The following is a 20,517-nucleotide window of genomic DNA, read 5'->3' as shown; positions in this document are numbered from 1 at the left end:
TGCAAAGTCCCCGGTCTTGGCCAGACTCAATAACAGTGTGAACTCACCAACACAAGGAGCCCATTATGGCGAACGAAGGTTATCACGAGCCCATCGACGAGCTCAGCGATGACACCCGGGACATGCACAGGGCCATCACCTCGTTAATGGAAGAGCTGGAAGCGGTAGACTGGTATAACCAGCGGGTGGATGCCTGCAGGGATCCCGAACTCAAGGCCATTCTGGCCCATAACCGCGATGAAGAGAAAGAGCACGCCGCCATGGTGCTGGAATGGATACGCCGCCGGGATCCCACCTTTGACAAGGAGCTGAAAGACTACCTGTTTACCAGTGGCAAGATCTGTGATCATTGATCCGGCAGCTCCGTAAGGGGGGGCTGCAAGGGGGTCTGCAGGTGAGGGGCTCGCTCCGGGCTGAAACAAAAACCGCTTTGTTCATTGCATTTGGCGGCGTGCTTGGCGGCGCTGGCCAGCAGCGCCACGTCGTCGTGAGAATGGCAACGGGCCGGATCCGGGTGCACCACCCCAATGGCGATGCCCAGCAGCGAATAACGCTGCAATTCACCGTTGCGGGAAGGCGCCACCATGCCCCGGCGCAGCCGGTCTTCGGCCTTGTAAAAGCCGGTAATTTCTTCGTCAAAACGGTATATCACTTCGCTGCACAGTTGCCGCCAGTCGCAGTGAGCGTCAAACACCGCCACAAAGTCGTCACCGCCCACATGGCCCAGAAACTGGCCGGCGCCACCAATGATCTGCAGCAGCAGCCGTGCTACCCATTGCAGTACCTTGTCGCCCTGAGCGTAACCATAAACGTCGTTATAGGGCTTGAAGTGGTTCAGATCAAAGTAGGCCACGTAAAAATTCCGCTGTTGCCGCAGTGCCTCGTCAATTTCCCGGTAAATGGGCACATTGCCCGGCAGCTGAGTGAGCGGATTGGCGTAACGGGCGTGCAGCAGCCGTTGTTCGGTAATGGTACGCAGCAAGCCCCGTACCGAGCCCAGGCCATGATAATGGCCGTTGTGGGTAATGATAAAATGCTGGCGGGCGATAACGGTGTCGTCATCGGTGATCAGGTGGCTGACCCGTTCCAGAGGGGTGTGCCGGTCCACGATAACCGGTTGGGTATCCATGGCCCGGGTCACCGGCTTGTTGGCGTTCAGGGCCCGGCCAAAGGGGGTGGAATACAGCTCCATGACCCGCGAACGGTGCAGCATGCCCACCGGCATGCCCTGAGCCAATACCGGAATGGAGTACAACTGGTTATCGGCCAGCAGTCGCTCAAAGGCGCTTTCCAGGTGCTCACTCACATCCATGGCAGGAATGGTACGGGCCAGGCTTTCCACCGTATCCTGGGGGCGATGGGGTACGAAGCCTTCGCCTGTGGGTACAAAGGCCGGCACCGAGGTGATGGGGGTGGGCTCAGGGCGTCCCAGCCAGAACCCCTGACAGTAGTGGATGCCCAGCTCCTTTAACTGCTCCAGCTCGGCCCGGGTTTCAATACCTTCGGCAATCACGGCCGAGTTCATGCTGCGGGCCAGGGCGGCAATGCTCTGTACAAATTCCCGTTTCACCGGATCCTGATTGATTTGGTGAATGAAGTGCCTGTCTATCTTGATGAAGTCGGGAGCGATTTCCGACCACAGTTTGAGTCCCGAATAGCCGGCGCCGAGATCGTCGATGGCAATGCGAAAGCCCAGCTGCCGGTAGTATCTGAGGGCCTTCTTGAGTGCATCGGTATCCTGTACCGCATGTTGCTCCGAGAGCTCGATGACGATGCGCTCCGGGGAAATATTCAGCGCTTCCGCCAGCCGTCGGGTACAGCCTCTGGGATGGCGCTTGTCGAGCAGCACATTGGGGTTAACGTTAATAAAAAGGCTGTTGCTGATGTTCAGCTCGTGGTAACGGTGCAGGGCTGCCTGACGACAGGCCAGATCCAGCTCCGACAGCAGGCCCTGTTTGCCGGCTTCGGCAAACAGGGCCACCGGCCGTTCCAGCCGGTGGCCGGCGGGTCCGCGGATCAGCGCCTCATGGCCAAGCAGACGCCCGGCCCTGACATCCATAATGGGCTGAAATAACGGGTACAGCCGGCCCTCGGCGATCAGGCCGGCAACATCGTCGCCGACACTCTGTAGTGGAAACATTTGAAACTTAATGGTGAGCGCAGATGCCTTCACTTTATGGCGTTGTTGTTAATTAAATATGACAGGAACGCATGCCTTGTTTAACGGGCCTGAAGCCGGCTCAGGGGCAGCCGGCTTCGAAACAGCTGGGGAGCGGCGCCTTCCCGGGACAGATAAACATGGCCGTCTTCCCCCAGAGCAATGGCCTCGAACTGGCCGGTTTCGTTCAGGCGAAAGCGTCGTCCGGCACTTTCCACTACCCGTTTGTCCCGTACCGGGTAAAGCCAGGCAAAGGCCCGGCGATCGAACAGACTGCGGCTGTAGCCCACCAGCAGCAGGGTCTGGCTGGCGGCGTCAAAGTCGGCGCCGGTTACCAGCATGTGCGGATTGAGCCGCTGCCACTCGGTGAGTGGGTCTGAATTGCCGCCGGGATCCAGGCGATAAAGGGCACTTTGCTGATCCAGCCAGCGTTTGGTGAACAGCCACAGCTCGCCATTGACCCAGGCCAGGGCCTCGGCGTCAAAGTTGTGCTGGTACCGGGGCGGCTGAAAATTGAGTTGCTCCCGGTAGCGGACCGGCAGGGTGACCGGTATGCCGGCATCCTCTGCGCTCAGCTCCAGTCTGAAAATGCGCAGATCCCGGCGCCGGCCGCCGTTGTTGCCGGTATCGGCCAGATAGAGGGTGTTGCCATGGCGGGCGATATCTTCCCAGTCCCGGTTGGGAGCGGCCACCGGCAGCCGGTACCTGAGCCCGCCCTGTTGATCGAGCACAAACAGCTCGGCGGCCTTGCCGCTGTCGTTGTGGCTGATAAAACCGCCTTCTGGCCAGGCCACCAGCCCGGAGCTTTCCGACAGTGCGGCGGGAAAACTGCCGGCGGCGTCCAGCACCAGGCGCCGGTCACCGGCGCCGGCACAGGCGGTGAGTAACAACAGCAGCAGAATATAACCGTGACGCAGCATACCTATCTCCAGACTAATATTCAGGGTCAGCTTATACCGGTAACCAGCCCGGGAAAACCGCCGGCGGCAGCGTCATGTTCCTCCTCAGTATGGCGAGCCGAAAGTTGCCGGTGATGATGTTTTGGTGAATCCGGTGTTAATGAAAATGATGCACTGTTGTTTTTATTATAAGCCGGCAATATGCCTGCTTTTATTTTTTAAATCAGGTCAATATTTCAACTTAAAGCTGTTAAGCTTCGCGCGAAATTTTGACCTGATTATCAGAAAGGAGGAAAGCGAGTGGCCAGAGGGGTTGCGTTATCGGTGTTTTCATCGGTGTTGTTTGCACTGTTGTATTACTACGCCAGTCTGATGACGCCCATGAGCGGTGAGGTGGTGTTTGGCTGGCGCATGCTGCTGACCATGCCCTGTCTGGGCCTGTTTCTGCTCTACAGCGGTGACTGGCGCCTGGTGACTGCTCTGTTTGCGCAACTGAAAACCCGCCCCGTGCTGTGGCTGGGTCTGCCTCTGTCTTCCGCTCTGGTGGGGGTGCAGCTTTGGATTTTTATGTGGGCGCCCATCAACGGCCGCGGGCTGGCGGTGTCGCTCGGTTATTTCATGATGCCGCTGGTGCTGGTGCTGGTGGGGCGGTTTCTCTATCAGGAGCGGCCCTCCCGGCTGCAATGGCTGGCGGTGGCCTTTGCCGCCCTGGGGGTGGCCAACGAGGTGTGGCACGCCGGCGGTGTCTCCTGGGAGACCCTGGTGGTGGCCCTGGGTTACCCGCTTTATTTTGTGTGGCGGCGCTGGCTGGGGAATGACACCCTCGGGGGCCTCTGGTGTGACATGCTGTTGATGCTGCCGGTGGCGGCCTGGTTTGTGTCCGCCTCCGGCGCGCCGATGGCGGTCTTTGGCGAGCGGCCGCTGCTTTACCTGCTGGTGCTGGGTCTTGGCATGATCAGCGCCCTGGCCCTGGCCTGCTACATTCTCGCCAGCCGCAGCCTGCCGTTCAGTCTGTTTGGCCTGCTGGGGTATGTGGAGCCGGTGCTGCTGGTGGTGGTGTCCCTGGTGCTGGGCGAAACCATTGCCGGTGAGGAATGGTTCACCTTTATCGCCATCTGGATTGCCGTGGCGTTGCTGGTGCTGGAAGGGGTGCGCAAAATGCTGGCGTTCCGCCGTTATCCTTTTCGTCAGAGCGCGACGCATCAGACGCCGGTACAGAGCGCCCAGACATAAGCCGAATTTCCCGGGCCTGGTTCATCAGGCCCACATGACGCAGATGGCCGCCAGCACGATCAGCACCAGGCCGCCGTGATCCCGGCGGCCCAGTCTTTCCCTGAAATACCAGGCCGAGATCATCAGGGTAAACAGCACCTCCACCTGCCCCAGGGTCTTGACCAGCGCCACGGTCTCCAGGCTCATGGCGGTGAACCAGCCAATGGAGCCTAGGCAACTGGTGAGGCTGACCAGAGCGGTGAGTCCGGGACGCTGCCATAACGACAGCAGCGCCGCCGGATTGCGCAGCCCCAGCCATCCCACCAGCAGCAGGGTTTGCAGGCTGATCACCAGCAACAGCACCCAGGCGGCGCCAAAGGGAAAGGGCAGGGCCAGTTCCAGGCTGGCTTCCCGCACCCACAGCGAGGTAAGGGCAAAGGCCAGGCCGCTGCCCAGCCCGGTGACCAGAGTGCTTACGGGCACCCCCTTGCCTGCCGCCCGGCGCAGCCCGCTCAGCAGCCATACCGCCACTCCACCCAGCACGACCCCGAGCCAGCCCAGCAGCGTGAGTGGTGCGCTGAAAAAGAACACCCCCAGGGCTGCCGCCAGCACCGCCTCGCTTTTGGCCAGGCCCACGCCCACCGCATAGTTGCGCAGCTGAAACAGCCGCACCATCAGCGCCGTGGCCAGGATCTGACTGATGGACGCCGCCACGATTAACAAAGTAAAGGGGGTGGTGAAGGCGGGCAGGGCTTGTTCCGGCTGCCACTGGTACAGCAGCCACAGATACAGTCCGGCCAGGGGCCAGGCCAGCACAAAGCGCGCCAGGGTTACGGCAGTGGCGCCGGCGTCCTGGCTCAGGCGCTTCTGAAAGGCGTTGCGCCAGGCCTGCATAAAGGCGGCAAACAGGGTAAAGGGGATCCACAGCATGGAAACATCCTTGTCAGCGGGACAAAGGGCAAGAGGGGCCCATGTTAGCCAAAAAAAAGCGCCCGCAGGCGCTTTTTCAGTGGCAGCTCTGTATCAGAGCAGCGGCGCTCAGGCCACCGCCGGGGTCTGCCCGCCGTCGTCATCGGCGGCAAACACGGTTTCGTCGGTCTGGCCCAGCAGCTTGCTGCTGATGGTGCCGGCGGTCATGGCGCCGTTCACGTTCAGGGCGGTGCGGGCCATGTCGATCAGCGGCTCAATGGAGATCAGCAGGGCCGCCAGCGCCACCGGCATGCCCATGATGGGCAGCACGATCAGCGCGGCAAAGGTGGCGCCGCCGCCCACGCCGGCCACACCGAAGGACGCCAGGGTGATCACGCCCACCAGGGTCGCCAGCCACAGCGGATCCAGCACGTCGATGCCCATGGTGGGGGCGATCATCACCGCCAGCATGGCCGGGTAGATGCCGGCACAGCCGTTCTGACCAATGGTGGCGCCAAAGGAAGCGGCAAAGTTGGCGATGCTCTCGGGCACACCCAGTTTCTGGGTCTGTGCCTGCACGTTCAGCGGAATGGTGGCGGCGCTGGAGCGGCTGGTAAAGGCAAAGGCCAGCACCGGCCACACCTTGGTGAAAAAGCGTTTTGCGTTGACGCCCACCAGGCTCAGCAGCAGGCCGTGCACCACAAACATGATGGCAATGGCCAGGTAGGACGCCACCAGGAAGCCGGCCAGGCTGAGCACGTCCTGCAGGTTGGAGCCGGCAATCACCTTGGTCATCAGCGCCATCACCCCAAAGGGGGTGAGTTTCATCACCAGGCGAACCAGTCGCATGATCAGCGCCTGCAGGGCCTCAATGCCACCCACCACGCGCTTGCCCAGCTCGGGCTCGTCCTTCAGCAGGGTCAGCACCGCCAGGCCCAGGAACACCGCAAAGATCACCACGCCAATAATGGAGGTGGGGCTGGCGCCGGTCATGTCGGCAAAGGGATTGCGGGGAATAAAGGACACCAGCAGCTGAGGCACGGAGAGATTGGCCACGCTGGCCACCGTGGCTTCCAGCTGCTCGGCCCGGGCCAGTTCGCGGGCGCCCTGCACCAGATCGGCGGCGCTGAGGCCAAAGGAATAGGTCACAAAGGCGCCCACCAGCGCCGAGATGGCGGTGGTGAACAGCAGCACGCCCAGGGTCAGCACACTGATCTTGCCGAGGGAAGTGGCGTTATGCAGCCGTGCTACCGCACCCAGAATGGACACCAGCACCAGCGGGATCACGATCATCTGCAGCAGGCGTACATAGCCACCGCCTACCACGTTGACCCACTCCAGGGTGCGGGCAATGGTGTCGGCACCATACAGCACCTGCATGGCAAAGCCGGCTGCCACGCCAAAGACCAGGCCGGTCAGCACCTGGCGGGAAAGAGACTGGCCCCGGCGGGACAAGCGGGCCAGGACCAGCATCAGCAACACAAAGATCGCCAGATTGGCAAGCACGGTCAGCATGAAAACTCCGAATTCAGAAAATGATAATGAAAGGTGGCGATGCTAACAGCATAATAAACTCAGCTGTTAATCCGTTTGGTTATGGCTTATGAAAAATAGCGGTAAAAAGGTATTTTTGCAGAACTAATAACCACTGGTAAAGCAGAGCCTGGTGTCAGGCTCTGTTGAGTGAGCTTAACGTAACCGGTTCAGCAGGCTGGCGCTGGCATAGCCGTCGGCGGTGAGTCCGTGCGCCTGCTGCCAGGCACGAATGGCCGTCATGGTATTGGGGCCAATCACGCCATCCGCCCCCTTGGTGTCAAAACCCTGTTCGGTCAGGCGTTGTTGCAGCTCCTGTTTCTCGGCCCGGCTCAGGGCCCGCTCATGCCGGGGCCAGGCCCGGTTAAAATCACTGCCTCCGGCAATTTTATCGGCAAGATGTCCTACCGCCATGGCATAGGCGGTGGCGTTGTTGTAGCGCTTGATCACATAAAAGTTGTTAAACACCACAAAAGCGGGCCCCTGAGCGCCTGCCGGCACCAGAATGGCGGCGTCACCATGGTCGGGAAGGGGAGTGCCGTTGGCCCGGGTCACGCCAAGACGGCGCCAGTGAGCCACCGGCCTGCGGTTGTTCTGATCCGCCTGGGCATAGTCAAAGCCCGCGGGCAGAGTGACTTCCAGCCCCCAGGGCGCGCCCGGCTGCCAGCCAAAACGGGACAGGTAATACGCGGTGGAAGCCAGGGCGTCGGTGGGATCGTCACTCCAGATATTGCGCTTGCCATCACCGTCAAAGTCCCGGGCATACTCCAGATAGCTGGTGGGCATAAACTGGGTGTGGCCCATGGCGCCGGCCCAGGAGCCGCGCATGTCCTGTACGCTGACATCCCCCGACTGCAAAATGCGCAGGGCGGCGATCAGCTGGGTTTCGGCAAACTCACGCCGGCGCCCTTCAAAGGCGAGGGTGGCCAGGCCTTCAATGGTGGGCGTGTTGCCCCGAAAGCTGCCATAGTTGGTTTCCATCCCCCAGACCGCCAGCACCACTTCGGGCCGCACACCGTAGCCCTGTTCAATCCGGGCAAGCGTTCCCGCGAGCGCCCGGCGCTTTTCCTGGCCGTTACTGACCCGGGTGGCGGACACGGCGGTATCCAGATAGTCCCACAGCTGGCGGGTGAATTCCGCCTGACGGCGATCGAGCTTGATCACCTGCTGGTTAAGCGTCACATGTTCAAAAGCGGCGTCAAATACCCCGGGGGCAATGCCCGCGGCCAGAGCCCGGTGGCGAAACCCGGCGCGCCAGGCGATAAAGCTCTGTTGCTCGGCCCGGGACGGCTGCTCACCGCTGTTGAGGGTTGTATCCTTGTTTTGCTGTGAAGGAGTGGCGTGGCTGGTGCAGCCACTGGCCAGGATGCCCGCGATCAGGCAGGCCACTAAGGAGGTTCTGAACATGAATGCATTCCGGATTGACTGATGTTCGACAGCTTATCCGAACAATCAATAAATGAAACATAAAATGACGCAAATCCCCGGTGGCAGCGCAGATCACCTGCTTCTGCTTTGTTATGATGGCGCGATGATGGTGAACGGGTTTGTATTCGGAGTTGTCATGTATTCAAGCAGAGACTATCGGGAAACCGATTTCAGCAGCCTGGAGCTGATTTATCACGATGCGGTCATGGGCCAGGGGCGGCGCGGTTACAGCGACGAACAGGTACAGCTCTGGGCCGCCTTTCCCTACCTGTTCCGGGATGATTTCAGCCGCCTGGTGCGCAGCGGCTATACCCGGGTCATGACCATGCACAATATTCCCGTGGCCTTTGCCACCCTGAATCCGGATCACTACCTGGCACTGATCTATGTGCTGGAGCAGCATTCCGGCCGGGGGCTGGCCGGCAGGCTGTGCGAAGAAATGGAACAGGAAGCCCGCCGGCGGGGTGTGGACTGCCTGACCACAGACGCCAGCGTACTGTCGCGGCCCATGTTTGAGCAACGGGGCTTTCGCCTGCTGGATCAGCAGCAAGTGCACAAGGCCGGCGAAACCTTTACCCGCTATATCATGGAAAAAAAGCTGGGCTGATGCCGGGTACGCCGGCTGGCGAAACGGCCGGCTTTGCCGCACAATAGCGCCGCCGCCAGGCGGCGTGTTTTTCAGGAATCGGGAGAACGGCTGTGGCCATGCCAAAAGACACCTATTATCTTACCGCCCACTGTCCGGGCAACCTGGGCACCGTTGACGTGGTAACCCGCTATCTGCGCGAGCAGGGTTGCTACGTGGTAGAAATGCAGACCTTTGACGATGTGCTGAGCCGCCATTTTTTCATTCGCGCCGAGTTTCGTCCGCCGAGGGAACACCTCTTTGACGAACACGCCTTTTGCAGTGAGTTTGCGTCCCGGGCCGCCGGGTTTGACATGCAGTGGCAGCTCACCGCCAGGCACTACCGTCCCAATGTGGTGATCATGGTATCGCGCCTGGATCATTGCCTGAACGATCTGCTTTACCGCTATCGCACCGGTCAGCTGGCGGTGGAGATCCCGGCCATCATCTCCAACCACCCGGATCTGCAGCGGCTGGCCGACTGGCATCATATTCCCTATTACCATCTGCCGGTTAGCGATGAAAACCGTGATGAGCAGGAGGCGCAGATCCTGGGCATTATCAACGAATGTGACGCCGATCTGGTGGTGCTGGCGCGCTACATGCAGGTGCTGAGTCCGGCCATGTGCACCGAGCTCACGGGGCGGGCCATCAACATTCACCATTCCCTGCTGCCCGGCTTCAGGGGCGCCAACCCCTATCATCAGGCCTATGAAAAGGGCGTCAAGCTGGTGGGCGCCACCGCCCATTACATCAACAACGATCTGGATGAAGGCCCCATCATCACCCAGGGGGTAGAGATGGTGGATCACAGCCATTATCCCGAGCAGCTGATCGCCAAGGGCAAGGACATTGAATGCATCACCCTGGCCCGGGCGGTGCAACATCATATTGAACAACGGGTATTTCTGCATAACGGCAAGACAGTGGTGTTTACCAGCTGAGTGCACCCGGCCCGGTTTTACACAATGGAGTTGGTTAATTAATGAAAAAAATTCTGCTGGCCGGCGCTTTGGCGCTGGCCCTTTCAGGCTGTGCCAGTCAACAACCCGAGGCGCCCTTTACCCTGACCCTGGCGCACATCAATGACACTCATTCCCACTTTGATGCCAGCGATGTTCCCCTGATGCTGGAAGGCCGGCCGGTGTACACGCGTCTGGGTGGTTTTCCGCGGTTGCTGACCCGGGCCAGTGCCCTGCGCGAGCAGGCAAAACAAACGGATCAGCCCATGCTGTTTGTGCACGGCGGCGATGCCTGGCAGGGCAGTGGTTACTTCAAGCTCAATCAGGGCGCCATGAACGCCGATCTGCTCAGCCGCCTCGGGCTGGATGCCATGGTGCCCGGCAACCATGAATTTGAACTCGATAATCAGCGCCTGGCGCAGTTTATTGAGAGTGTGAATTTTCCGGTGCTGGCCGCCAATCTGGACGCCAGCCGGGAGCCAGCCCTGAAAGACGCCGCCAACCTGTATCCCTATGTGCTCTATGCCTTTGACGGCAACGACAAGGAACGCCTGAAGAGCATGGAAGACGCCGGCAGCGATCCCGTGGTGGCGGTGATGGGGCTGGTGCTGGAAGACATGGCCGACATCGCGCCCAATACCGGCAATCTGGTGTTTGGTCATGAAGTGGAAGCCGCCCAGCGCACCGTGAATGCCCTGCGTGCCCAGGGAGTGAAACACATTATCGCCCTTACCCATCTGGGGCTGGAGCGGGATCAGCGGCTGGCTTCCCGGGTTAACGGTATAGACGTGATTGTAGGCGGCCATTCCCACAGCCTGCTGGGGGATTTTTCCGATCTGGGGCTGGGCAACAACCCGCCCTATGCTCAGCTGGTGACCAATCCGGACGGCCGCGCCAAAACCTGTGTGGTGCAGGCCGGCCAGTTTGCCCAGGCCATGGGCCGGGTGAGCGTGATCTTTACGCCGGATGGCCGGGTCAGCCGTTGTGAAGGCGGCAACACCCTGCTGACCGATGGCGTGTTTTACCGTGATATTCGCCGGGGCGAGCAACACCGCCTGAGCGAGCCCGAGCAGCAACGGCTGGCCGCGCTGGTGGCGCAGGATGAGCGCATGGCCATGGTGGAAGAAGACGCCGGGCTGCGCCGCCATATCGATGAACAGTACAAGCCCGCTCTGGATGCCGCCTATGGGCGAGTGATCGGCCATGTGCCGGCCATGCTTGAGCACCGGCGCCTGCCCGGCCGGGATGGCAGCCAGTCGCAGGTGGCGCCTTTGGTGGCGGCCAGCCAGCTGTACTGGATGAACACCCCCGGGGTGCAGGCCGTGACCGGCCGCCGGGCCGATATTGCCTTGGTCAACGCCGGCGCAGTGCGCACCGGCCTGGAGCCGGGCGCGCTCAGGGAAGGCAACGTCACCCTGGAGCTGCTGCCCTTTGCCAACCCGCTCAGCCTGGTGTCGCTCACCGGTCGCCAAGTCGCCGGCCTGCTGCTGGAAACCATTAATACCTCCCTGCCCGAAGGCGCCCATACGGGCCGGTTCCCCTATCTGGCCGGGCTGCGTTACCAGTTTGATGAAACCCGCAAGGGCTCCGGCTTTCTGCGTTCCATCGAGGTACGCCAGGGGGAGGAGTGGGTCAGGCTGGATCCCAATGCCAGCTACAACGTGGTGATGAACGGTTACAGTGCCTCGGGCAATGACGGCTGGAACACCTTGTTTGAAGCTCAGCAGGTGCTGACCGACAGAATTGATCTGGCCTGGGTCAATGGGCGGCTCACCGCCTTTCCGGTGGCCCGCCTGAGCAAAACCCAGGATGGCGCCATTCGAGTGCACTATATCAACCAGCCCCTGAACTGCCAGGCTCAGGGCGTGCAATGCAATACCGATGCCAGTGCCTTTGTGGAATATGTTCGTGACCAGCGGCCGCTGGTCACTCCCCTGAGTGACACCGGTATTACCCTGAACCGGCTGTAATCCTGCCAGGTTCCCACGCTCTGCGTGGGAACCCCTTCATGCCAATCCAGGCCATCACCCTGACGAAAGTCGCCGTGACCGGGTCAAGCCCGGTATGACGGGACGTTAAACCCGGCCGGCCGTTCAGCTGGCGCAAAAAGTGGGCGCGGGACTGGGAGAGGGTCAAATATTGCTCGGAACGCTGTCGCCGGCACAGAAAAGACTCGAACGTGTCAGAGGCTGGCGCAAAATAAACCAGTTGGCTTTCAAGTACCTGCTGCAACTCGACTTGATTTTTTGTCTGCATTACTCTTTACGGGTCGCAAGCCATGTTCAGGAAAGACCGGGCTGTCTATACTCTTTTGAATCCTAAGCTGTTAAGGGAACCATCCAATGCGCCTGAAAACCTGCTTCGCCCTTGTGTGCTCTGTTTTGCTGAGCCTGTCCGCCTGGGCCAACAGCGAGCTTCCTGTGCCCGAGCATCGCGTCATTCTGACCATACGTGGCCATATCGAACAGACCAATGTGAATGATGAGGCCCGTTTTGATCTGGCCATGCTGGGCCAGCTGCCTCAGCACGAGTTCATTACAGATACTCCCTGGACCGAGGGCAGGCACCATTTTCGCGGTGTGCTGCTGACTGACTTGCTTGAGCGGGTGGGGGCAGAGGGAAAAACCGTTCGACTGGTGGCGCTGAATGATTATCATAATGATATCGATATGGCGCTGGTGCAGGAAACGCCTTTTCTGCTGGTGACCCACCTGGATGGAAAAACCATGAAAATCAGGGATAAGGGCCCGCTCTGGTTAATGCTTCCGCTGAGTGACAACAAAAAATACAACACCAAGCGCTATCATGAAATGCTGGTGTGGCAACTTGAGGCCCTGGAAATTCAGTGACATTCAAAACTGCCAAGATGGTGGTTCTCACCATCGCCGTCCTGTTGTTCAGCGCCAGCTCGCTGTACAGCTATAACCGCGATCTGAACGTGGTGCGCTATGTGTCCGCCACCATCAAGGCAGTGGGCTGGGCCAGCTCCGAGCTGGAAATGGAAGTGCTCAAGTTCGACCATGCCCTCACCAGCCTGGCCGCCGGTACCCAGAATGAGCGTCATGTGCAGTTGCGCTTTGAGCTGCTGTGGAGCCGCATAGACACCCTGCTGGAAGGCGAGGAAAGCCGGCCCGTGCGTGAACAGTCGGGGGTCAGGGAAATGCTGCTGGACCTGCGGCAACGCCTGGTGGAATGGGATCCGAAAATATACGGCCTGACCATGGACGACCGGCAGGGCATTCTGGAGCTGAAGCGTGAGCTGTCCTCCTATCGCCAGCTGGCCCGGGAAATCAACGTCAACAGCTTTTCCGGTGAAAAGGTGTGGCAGCAGCTGGATATTATCGGGGATGTGCGTCAGCGCTCCACCATTTACCTTGCCGGCCTGCTGCTCAGTGGCGGCCTGATGCTGTGGCTGGTGATCAGGGAAAACCGGCGCAACCGCTACCTGGCCTACCACGATATGCTCACCGGTCTGCCCAACCGCATCAATTTCTACCAGATGATGGAGCGAACGCTGGCACTGGCCGCGCGGGAGCGCCGTTACCTGGCCATACACATGGTGGATCTGAACGGCTTCAAGGCGGTCAACGACAGCCTGGGCCATGAGGTGGGTGATCGGGTACTCAAGGTGGTGGCCTCACGACTGTGTGTGATGCTGGAGCGCCTGGATCATGTGGCCCGGCTGGGTGGCGACGAATTTGTGGTTGTTCAGTTTTTTGACGATCGGGAAGAAGCGGCGCGCTCTTCAGCCAGGGTGCTGCAGGCCCTGTCGGGAGAAATACGGCTGCCCGACGGCTGCCTGACTCCCCAGGCCAGCATTGGCACCAGCCTGTATCCGGATCACGGCACCACCATGGCCGAGTTGCTCAGTCATGCCGATACCGCCATGTATTACGCCAAGCATGATCCCAAGTTTTCTTCCCGGGTATTTGAGCCCGACATGGACGAACAGCGGCTGCGCAGTCAGAAGCTGGCGGTGGCGCTGCAGCTGGCCATTGAGAACGACGAGCTGACCCTGGTTTATCAGCCCATTTTTCGTCTGGATGGCGGTCATATCGAATCCCTTGAAGCATTGCTGCGCTGGCATTCGCCGGAGCACGGCCATATCGGTCCGCTGGAGATCATTGCCGTGGCCGAGCATCACGGTCTGGCCCATCTGCTCAACCAGTGGGTATTGCTGACCGCCTGCCGGCAGCTGCAGCACTGGCATGGCAGGGGCTTTGACTGGCTCAAGGTCAATGTAAATATCAGCCCGGAAATCTTTATGAGCGGCGAGCTTGGCTGTACCGTGGCCGCCACGCTGCAGCGTACCGGTCTGCCCGCCAGCGCGCTGGTGCTGGAGATCACCGAAGACACCAGCCTGTGGGATACCGCCAGCTCCGTCGATAACCTGACCGCCCTGCGTCAGCTGGGCGTGGAAATTGCCCTTGACGACTTTGGCACCGGTTATTCCTCGTTCAGCCATCTGCGCCAGTTGCCGGTGAACAAGCTCAAGATCGACAAGTCCTTTGTGTCGGATCTGAGCACGGACAAGCGTGCCGTTGATCTGGTACACACCATCATCCGGCTGGCAGACAGCCTGGAGATGGAAGTCACCGCCGAAGGCATAGAAGAGCCCGAGCAACAGCAGCGGCTGCAGCAGCTGGGTTGCCAGCTGGGGCAGGGCTATCTGCTGGCCCGTCCCATGCCGGCGGAGCAGGTTGCCGGCTGGCTGGAAAAGGATTTGCGGCGTTATTCACCCGCCGGCTAACGGCGCGTTTTTTTACTTCCCCCTCACCCTGGCTCCCGCGCACAGCGCGGGAGTGCATCCTCGCCTTCCAGACCTTAATTAGTCTACAGATCAAGCATTTCTGTTCAAAAAGCCTGCTATTGTTGGTGTGTACCCTGGTGCACCTGTTTCATGAATTTCCGGAGGAACTGTCATGAGGGCAAGCTTGTTCGACGCCATCGCCGCCGGCCAGCCGCTGGCCGTGGTGGGTGCGGTGAATGCCTACAGTGCCATGCAGGCGGAGCAGACCGGTCACCGGGCCCTGTATCTGTCCGGTGCCGGAGTCGCCAATGCCTCATTCGGACTGCCGGATCTGGGCATTACCACCCTGAATGATGTGCTGGAAGACGCCCGCCGCATAACCGCCGCCAGCGCTCTGCCATTGCTGGTGGACGTGGATACCGGCTTTGGCGGCGCCTTTGGCATTGCCCGCACCGTGCAGGAAATGGAGCGCGCCGGCGTGGCGGCCATTCACATTGAAGATCAGGTGGTGCAAAAACGCTGCGGCCACAGACCCAACAAGGCCATCGTTTCTCAGGCCGAAATGGTGGATCGCATTCGTGCGGCGGTGGACGCCCGCCGCGATCCCCGTTTTGCCATTATGGCCCGCACCGATGCCCTGGCGGTGGAAGGCATGAGCAGTGCCATTGAACGGGCTCAGGCCTGTGTGGAGGCGGGGGCCGATATGATTTTTCCCGAGGCCATGGAAACTCTGGCGCAGTACCGTTCCTTTTGTGATGCGGTGGGGGTGCCGGTGCTGGCCAATATCACCGAATTCGGCAAGACCCCCCTGTTCAGTCAGGCCGAGCTGGCCGGCGCGGGCGTGGCCATGGTGCTCTATCCGCTGTCGGCGTTTCGCGCCATGAGCCGGGCGGCCGAAACCGTGTACCGGCATATTCTCGCCGACGGTCACCAGCGTAACCTGATTAATACCATGCAGACCCGGGAACAGCTGTACCGGACGCTGGGCTATCACCACTACGAGCAGACGCTCGATTCCCTGTTCAGCAAAGGAGAAGACGCTTGATGAGCAACGCCGAAGGACTGCGCGGCCAGACCGCTGGCCAGACCGCCCTGTGCACCGTGGGCAAGACCGGCTCCGGCCTGACCTACCGGGGTTACGACATTGAAGATCTGGCCGCTCACGCCGAGTTTGAAGAGGTGGCTTTTCTGCTGCTGAAAGGCTATCTGCCCAACAAGGGGGAGCTGACCGCCTTCAAGGCCCGGCTGCGCGCCAACCGGGGCTTGCCGGCGGCGCTGCGCACCGTACTGGAGCATATTCCGGCCTCGGCCCACCCGATGGACGTGCTGCGCACCGGCTGCTCCATGCTCGGCAACCTGGAAACCGAACACAGGTTCAGCGAGCAGCAGGATGCCGCCGAGCGGCTGCTGGCGCTGCTGCCGTCCATTATCTGCTACTGGTATCGCTATGCCCACGACGGCGAGCGCATCGACACCGCCCTGGATGACGACAGCCTGGGCGGCCACTTTCTGCACATGCTGCGGGGCAGCGCCCCGCCGGCGCTGGATGTAACAGTGATGCACTGCTCTCTGGTGCTCTATGCCGAGCACGAGTTCAACGCTTCCACCTTTTCCGCCCGGGTCTGTGCCTCCACCCTGACCGATCTGCATTCGGCGGTGACCGCCGCCATCGGCACCCTGCGCGGCCCCCTGCACGGCGGCGCCAACGAGGCGGCCATGGCGATGATGGAGCAGTGGAGCAGCCCCGACGAGGCGGAGGCGGCCCTGCTGGACATGCTGGCCCGCAAGGAAAAGGTGATGGGCTTTGGCCATGCCGTCTACACCACCAAAGATCCCCGCAACGCCATTATCAAGCCCTGGGCCAGAAAACTGGGTGAAGCGGTGGGCGACAGAGTGCTGTATCCGGTGTCGGAGCGGGTGGAAGAAGTGATGTGGCGTGAGAAAAAGCTGTTTGCCAATGCCGATTTCTATCATGCCAGCGCCTATCACTTTATGGGCATTCCCACCAAACTGTTCACCCCCATCTTTGTGCTGAGCCGGGTTACCGGCTGGACCGCCCATATTATGGAGCAGCGGGCCCATAACCGCATTATTCGCCCCAGCGCCGACTATGTGGGCCCGCCTCATCAGGACTGGCTGCCCATCGACAAGCGGTGATGATTGCAGGGGTTAGGGAATAGGGATTAGGGAATAGTTGGTAGGTTGGAATGAGGAACGAATTCCAACATTCGGCCGGCACCTGTATTTGTTGGGATTCGCTCTGCTCATCCCAACCTACGGCTCGAGTTCCTGATCCCGGTTTAAACAAGGAACTCACCATGAGCAAGAATGTGGATATCAATCGGCGGCCGGCGCCCGACGGGCTGCTGGTGCAGATTGCCGATTATGTGACCAATACCGATACCGGCAGCCCCGAGGCGCGGCGCACCGCCCGCCACTGCCTGATGGACACGCTGGGGTGCGGCCTGCAGGCGCTGCGTTTTCCCGAGTGCACCAAGCACCTCGGCCCTCTGGTGCCGGGCACCACAGTACGCCACGGTGCCCGGGTGCCGGGAACGTCTCACGAGCTGGATCCGGTGACGGCGGCCTTTAATATTGGCTGCATCATTCGCTGGCTCGACTTCAACGACACCTGGCTGGCCGCCGAGTGGGGGCATCCGTCCGATAACCTGGGGGCCATTCTCGCCACCGCCGACTATTCCAGCCGGGTGGCGGTGGCCGAGGGCCGGGCGCCGATCTCCATGGGAGAGGTGCTCACCGCCATGATCAAGGCCCACGAAATTCAGGGGGTGCTGGCGCTCGACAACAGCTTTAACCGGGTGGGGCTCGATCACGTATTGCTGGTGCGGGTGGCGTCTACGGCGGTGGTAACCCACCTGCTGGGAGGGGACAGAGAGCAGATTATGGATGCTCTGTCCCAGGCCTGGGCCGATGGGGGGGCCCTGCGTACCTACCGCCATGCGCCCAATGCCGGTTCGCGCAAGTCCTGGGCCGCCGGCGACGCCACCGCCCGGGCGGTAAGGCTGGCCATGATCACCCTGAAAGGGGAGATGGGCCTGCCTTCGGTACTGAGTGCACCCCAATGGGGGTTTCAGGATGTGCTGCTCAAGGGTAAACCTGTTCGCCTAAGCCAGCCACTGGGCAGCTATGTCATGGAAAACGTGCTGTTCAAGCTGAGCTATCCCGCCGAATTTCACGCCCAGACCGCAGTGGAATGCGCGGTACAGTTACATTCGCAGGTTTCGGACCGGCTCGATGATATCGACCGCATCGAGCTGACTACCCATGAGTCGGCCATTCGCATCATCTCCAAGACTGGGCCGCTGGCCAATCCGGCAGACCGGGATCACTGCCTGCAATACATGGTGGCGGTGCCGCTGCTGTACGGCACCCTCACCGCCGAGCACTACGAAGACGCCTTTCATCAGGGAGATGACCGCATCGATGTCCTGCGCAACAAAATGCAGGTAGTGGAAGATCCCCGTTACAGTGCCGAGTATCTGGAGGCTGACAAGCGCTCCATCGCCAACGCCATTCAGATTTTCTTCAAGGACGGCAGCCACACCAACAGAGTGGAAGTGGAATATCCCATCGGTCACCGGCGGCGCCGTCACGATGGCATACCGGTGCTGAAGCAAAAGTTTCTGCAAAATCTGCACAGCCGTTTTCCTCAAGGGCAAAGCCGGCATATTTTTGAGCTTTGTCAGGATCAGGCCCGCCTTGAGGCCATGCCGGTACACGACTTTATGGCACAATTTGTCATCAATTGAGTCTGCTCCGCTGTTCAACCCTTCCTGATATCGCCGGCCCCTGGGCCGGCTTTTTTTGCAAACTGCGACAGACTTACGATGAAAAATGTGATTAACATCACATTAACGATCAGGTAAACGAATTTAAATTTTATTGTTAACGATTTTGTTGGTAGTTTGTTCACCCGAAACCGGCGCAATAATTCACAAATAAAGCCGGTTTGTTAAACATCTTTATCCAGCAGTTAACAGGGAGAGGCCAATGGCTGTACATGAAATGAACAATCCCGAGCTGATGCCGTCCACCGACAAGGACAGAGACATCAATATCTGGGATTTCACTATGCTCTGGGCGGGCATGACCATCAACATGGGGGCCTTCACCATGGGTGCCCAGCTCTATCCGGGCCTGTCGCCCTGGACCATTATCGGTGCCATTCTGGCGGCCTATGCCATTGTGACCAGCATTCTGATCCTGGCCGGTGACATCGGTATTCGCTACGGTATTCCGTTTACCGTGTATATCCGTGGCTGCTTCGGCTACAAGGGCGCCAAGATCCCGGCCGCCTTCCGCGCCATTCCGGCCTGTTTCTGGTTTGGTTTTCAGACCTGGGTGGCGGCAGTCGCCATCGGCAAGGTGCTGGAAATGTGGGTGGGCTATACCAACACCACCATTCTTATTCTGATTTTCGGGGTGTTGCAGGTGGTGAATGCCATTTATGGCATGAAGGCCATGGCCAAGTTTGACTGGGTTGCCATTCCTGCGCTGACCATTCTCATCGGTCTGGTGACCTTCTGGCTGCTGGAAACCAACAACGCCACCATTGGTGACGTGCTGGCCGCGCCCTCTCTGGACAACGGCTCCTTCGTGTTTGCGGTCATGGCCATTGCCGGCATCTGGATCACCATGGGTCTGAACAGCCCGGATCTGACCCGCAAGCTGGAACGCTCCCGCGATCACAGCAGCAAGAACTTCTTTGTGCGCAACCGCAAGCCCTTTATCGCCCAGCTGGCCGGCCTGATCGTGATCGGCTCCGGCATCCTGATGGTGGGCATGATCGGCGGCATTCTCACCGGCACCTGGGACCCCATTGAAATTGTGCTCAACTCCATGAGCTCGCCCATTGTGCTGATCCTGAGCATGCTGACCATCGCCTTTGCCCAGTGGTCCACCAATACCGTGGCCAACCTGATGCCGTCGGCGCTGATCCTGATGAACGTGTTTCCGCGTCTCACCTTTGCTCAGGGTGTATCCATCTCCGGTGTGATTGGTCTGCTGATGATGCCCTGGCTGTTTGCCGACAACCTGCTGTGGTTCAGCGTGGTAACTTCCGGCCTGCTGGGTCCGGTAGCGGGCATCATGCTGGCCGACTTCTACCTGCTGCGTCGTGGCCGCATTCGGGTGGAAGACTTCTACGACCCCAAGGGACCTTTTGTATACCAGAACAACTACAACCTGCGGGCTTTCCTGGTGTACGGCGTGTCTTTCATATGCAGCCTGATCTTTATGGACATGGCCTTCTTTGTGGGCCTGGTGATCAGCGTGGTGGGCTACACTCTGCTGATGAAACCCATCGCCAAACCGGCCGAGCTGCCCGAGGTGGCTGCCGAATCCTGACAATTTCATCGTTGTTAATCGTGTGCTTTTGGCCCCGCTTTGCGGGGCCTTTTTTTTGAGATTTTCAGAAAGCGGGATTCTGTGCCCTGGATCACACAATTGATAACAATATTTTTTATTTTTGTGAAATTAATGACCTTGAATTAGCTCTGTATGAATCTTGATCAATAGGGGGTTATCTTTATTTGTTTTATTTTTCCTTTTAAATCAATAACTTTTTATTTGTTTCGATTGGGCGCTGGCGGGGCTTATGAAACGTGCGGCGTTACAGGGCGAAGAAAAAAATTCACGAAATAGTTTACACATCGTTAACGATTGATCCATAATCAGATCGTTAACGATTCACTTATATTTGTGTAAACAAGGAGTCTGTATGCGGATCAAGATTATCAACCCCAACACCACCCAGGCGTTTACCGATGCGCTGCAGCAGCTTGCCGACAGCGTGGCCCGGCCCGATACCCAGGTGCTGGCGGTAAGCCCGGCCAGCGGTCCGGCCTCCATTGAAAGCTTTTACGACGAAGCCCTGGCGGTGCCCGGTGTGCTAGAAGAAGTGGCCAAGGGTGATCGGGAAGAAGACATCGACGCCTATGTGCTGGCCTGTTTCGGCGACCCCGGTCTGTATGCCGCCCGTGAGCTGACCGACAAGCCGGTGCTGGGCATTGCCGAGGCCG

17 protein-coding genes and 1 pseudogene are annotated in these 20,517 nt (G+C 59.8%); 13 read left to right on the top strand and 5 right to left on the bottom strand.

Features of this window, described 5'->3' with window-relative positions:
- Positions 1-65: 65 nt before the first annotated feature.
- A complete protein-coding gene (locus DA373_RS14185; RefSeq protein ID WP_107852960.1) occupies positions 66-353 on the top strand; it encodes an encapsulin-associated ferritin-like protein in 288 nt (95 codons plus the stop codon).
- Here DA373_RS14185 and DA373_RS14180 read toward each other — a convergent pair.
- Together DA373_RS14180 and DA373_RS14175 are read right to left on the bottom strand one after the other, a co-directional pair.
- On the bottom strand, positions 347-2,140 hold the full coding sequence (locus DA373_RS14180; RefSeq protein ID WP_107852959.1) for a bifunctional diguanylate cyclase/phosphodiesterase: 1,794 nt from the start codon (positions 2,138-2,140) through the stop codon (positions 347-349). The two genes, DA373_RS14185 and DA373_RS14180, sit on opposite strands and share 7 nt — an antisense overlap.
- An 80-nt stretch (positions 2,141-2,220) precedes the next feature.
- Positions 2,221-3,078 carry an SdiA-regulated/phytase-like domain-containing protein gene (locus DA373_RS14175; RefSeq protein ID WP_107852958.1) on the bottom strand — a complete coding sequence of 286 codons (858 nt, stop codon included), beginning with the start codon at positions 3,076-3,078 and terminating at the stop codon, positions 2,221-2,223.
- Positions 3,079-3,357: 279 nt separating this feature from the next.
- Here DA373_RS14175 and rarD point away from each other — a divergent pair, with 279 nt between their 5' ends.
- Entirely contained in the window at positions 3,358-4,290 is a 933-nt protein-coding gene (gene rarD / locus DA373_RS14170) for an EamA family transporter RarD (protein ID WP_107852957.1), read from the top strand.
- Between the two features lie 24 nt (positions 4,291-4,314).
- Here the strand turns inward: rarD and DA373_RS14165 are convergent, their stop codons facing one another.
- From DA373_RS14165 to DA373_RS14155, 3 genes are all read right to left on the bottom strand, one after another.
- Complete coding sequence (locus DA373_RS14165; protein WP_107852956.1) at positions 4,315-5,199, bottom strand: DMT family transporter; 885 nt, start codon at positions 5,197-5,199, stop codon at positions 4,315-4,317.
- Between the two features lie 108 nt (positions 5,200-5,307).
- Positions 5,308-6,693 (bottom strand): L-cystine transporter, encoded by a 1,386-nt coding sequence (locus DA373_RS14160; RefSeq protein WP_107852955.1) that lies wholly within the window; start codon positions 6,691-6,693, stop codon positions 5,308-5,310.
- A gap of 174 nt (positions 6,694-6,867) precedes the next feature.
- A complete protein-coding gene (locus DA373_RS14155) occupies positions 6,868-8,118 on the bottom strand; it encodes a lytic murein transglycosylase (RefSeq protein ID WP_107852954.1) in 1,251 nt (416 codons plus the stop codon).
- 157 nt (positions 8,119-8,275) lie between these two features.
- Here DA373_RS14155 and DA373_RS14150 point away from each other — a divergent pair, with 157 nt between their 5' ends.
- From DA373_RS14150 to DA373_RS14100, 11 genes and pseudogenes are all read left to right on the top strand, one after another.
- Complete coding sequence (locus DA373_RS14150; RefSeq protein ID WP_107852971.1) at positions 8,276-8,746, top strand: GNAT family N-acetyltransferase; 471 nt, start codon at positions 8,276-8,278, stop codon at positions 8,744-8,746.
- A 98-nt stretch (positions 8,747-8,844) separates the two neighbouring features.
- Entirely contained in the window at positions 8,845-9,708 is an 864-nt protein-coding gene (gene purU, locus DA373_RS14145) for a formyltetrahydrofolate deformylase (RefSeq protein WP_232821288.1), read from the top strand.
- 41 nt (positions 9,709-9,749) lie between these two features.
- A complete protein-coding gene (locus DA373_RS14140; RefSeq protein ID WP_107852952.1) occupies positions 9,750-11,696 on the top strand; it encodes a bifunctional metallophosphatase/5'-nucleotidase in 1,947 nt (648 codons plus the stop codon).
- 125 nt (positions 11,697-11,821) lie between these two features.
- Positions 11,822-11,929, top strand: a pseudogene (locus tag DA373_RS14135) (DUF2256 domain-containing protein); the annotation flags it as partial.
- 139 nt (positions 11,930-12,068) lie between these two features.
- Positions 12,069-12,575 (top strand): hypothetical protein, encoded by a 507-nt coding sequence (locus DA373_RS14130; RefSeq protein WP_107852951.1) that lies wholly within the window; start codon positions 12,069-12,071, stop codon positions 12,573-12,575.
- Entirely contained in the window at positions 12,572-14,476 is a 1,905-nt protein-coding gene (locus tag DA373_RS14125; RefSeq protein ID WP_232821287.1) for a putative bifunctional diguanylate cyclase/phosphodiesterase, read from the top strand. The genes DA373_RS14130 and DA373_RS14125 overlap by 4 nt, the downstream gene beginning before the upstream one ends.
- A gap of 172 nt (positions 14,477-14,648) precedes the next feature.
- Positions 14,649-15,521 (top strand): methylisocitrate lyase, encoded by an 873-nt coding sequence (prpB, locus tag DA373_RS14120; protein WP_107852950.1) that lies wholly within the window; start codon positions 14,649-14,651, stop codon positions 15,519-15,521.
- Positions 15,521-16,633, top strand: coding sequence for a bifunctional 2-methylcitrate synthase/citrate synthase (prpC, locus tag DA373_RS14115; RefSeq protein ID WP_107852949.1), 1,113 nt, complete (start codon positions 15,521-15,523; stop codon positions 16,631-16,633). The genes prpB and prpC overlap by 1 nt, the downstream gene beginning before the upstream one ends.
- Positions 16,634-16,794: 161 nt before the next feature.
- Complete coding sequence (locus DA373_RS14110; protein WP_107852948.1) at positions 16,795-18,246, top strand: bifunctional 2-methylcitrate dehydratase/aconitate hydratase; 1,452 nt, start codon at positions 16,795-16,797, stop codon at positions 18,244-18,246.
- Between the two features lie 241 nt (positions 18,247-18,487).
- A complete protein-coding gene (locus tag DA373_RS14105; RefSeq protein WP_107852947.1) occupies positions 18,488-19,843 on the top strand; it encodes a cytosine permease in 1,356 nt (451 codons plus the stop codon).
- Positions 19,844-20,216: 373 nt separating this feature from the next.
- A partial coding sequence (locus DA373_RS14100) for an aspartate/glutamate racemase family protein (RefSeq protein ID WP_232821245.1) occupies positions 20,217-20,517 on the top strand: 301 nt, incomplete at its 3' end.

It is taken from the genome of Oceanimonas marisflavi, assembly GCF_003049725.1.
Classification (GTDB): domain Bacteria; phylum Pseudomonadota; class Gammaproteobacteria; order Enterobacterales; family Aeromonadaceae; genus Oceanimonas; species Oceanimonas marisflavi.
This window is presented reverse-complemented; position numbering and strand designations above follow the sequence as displayed.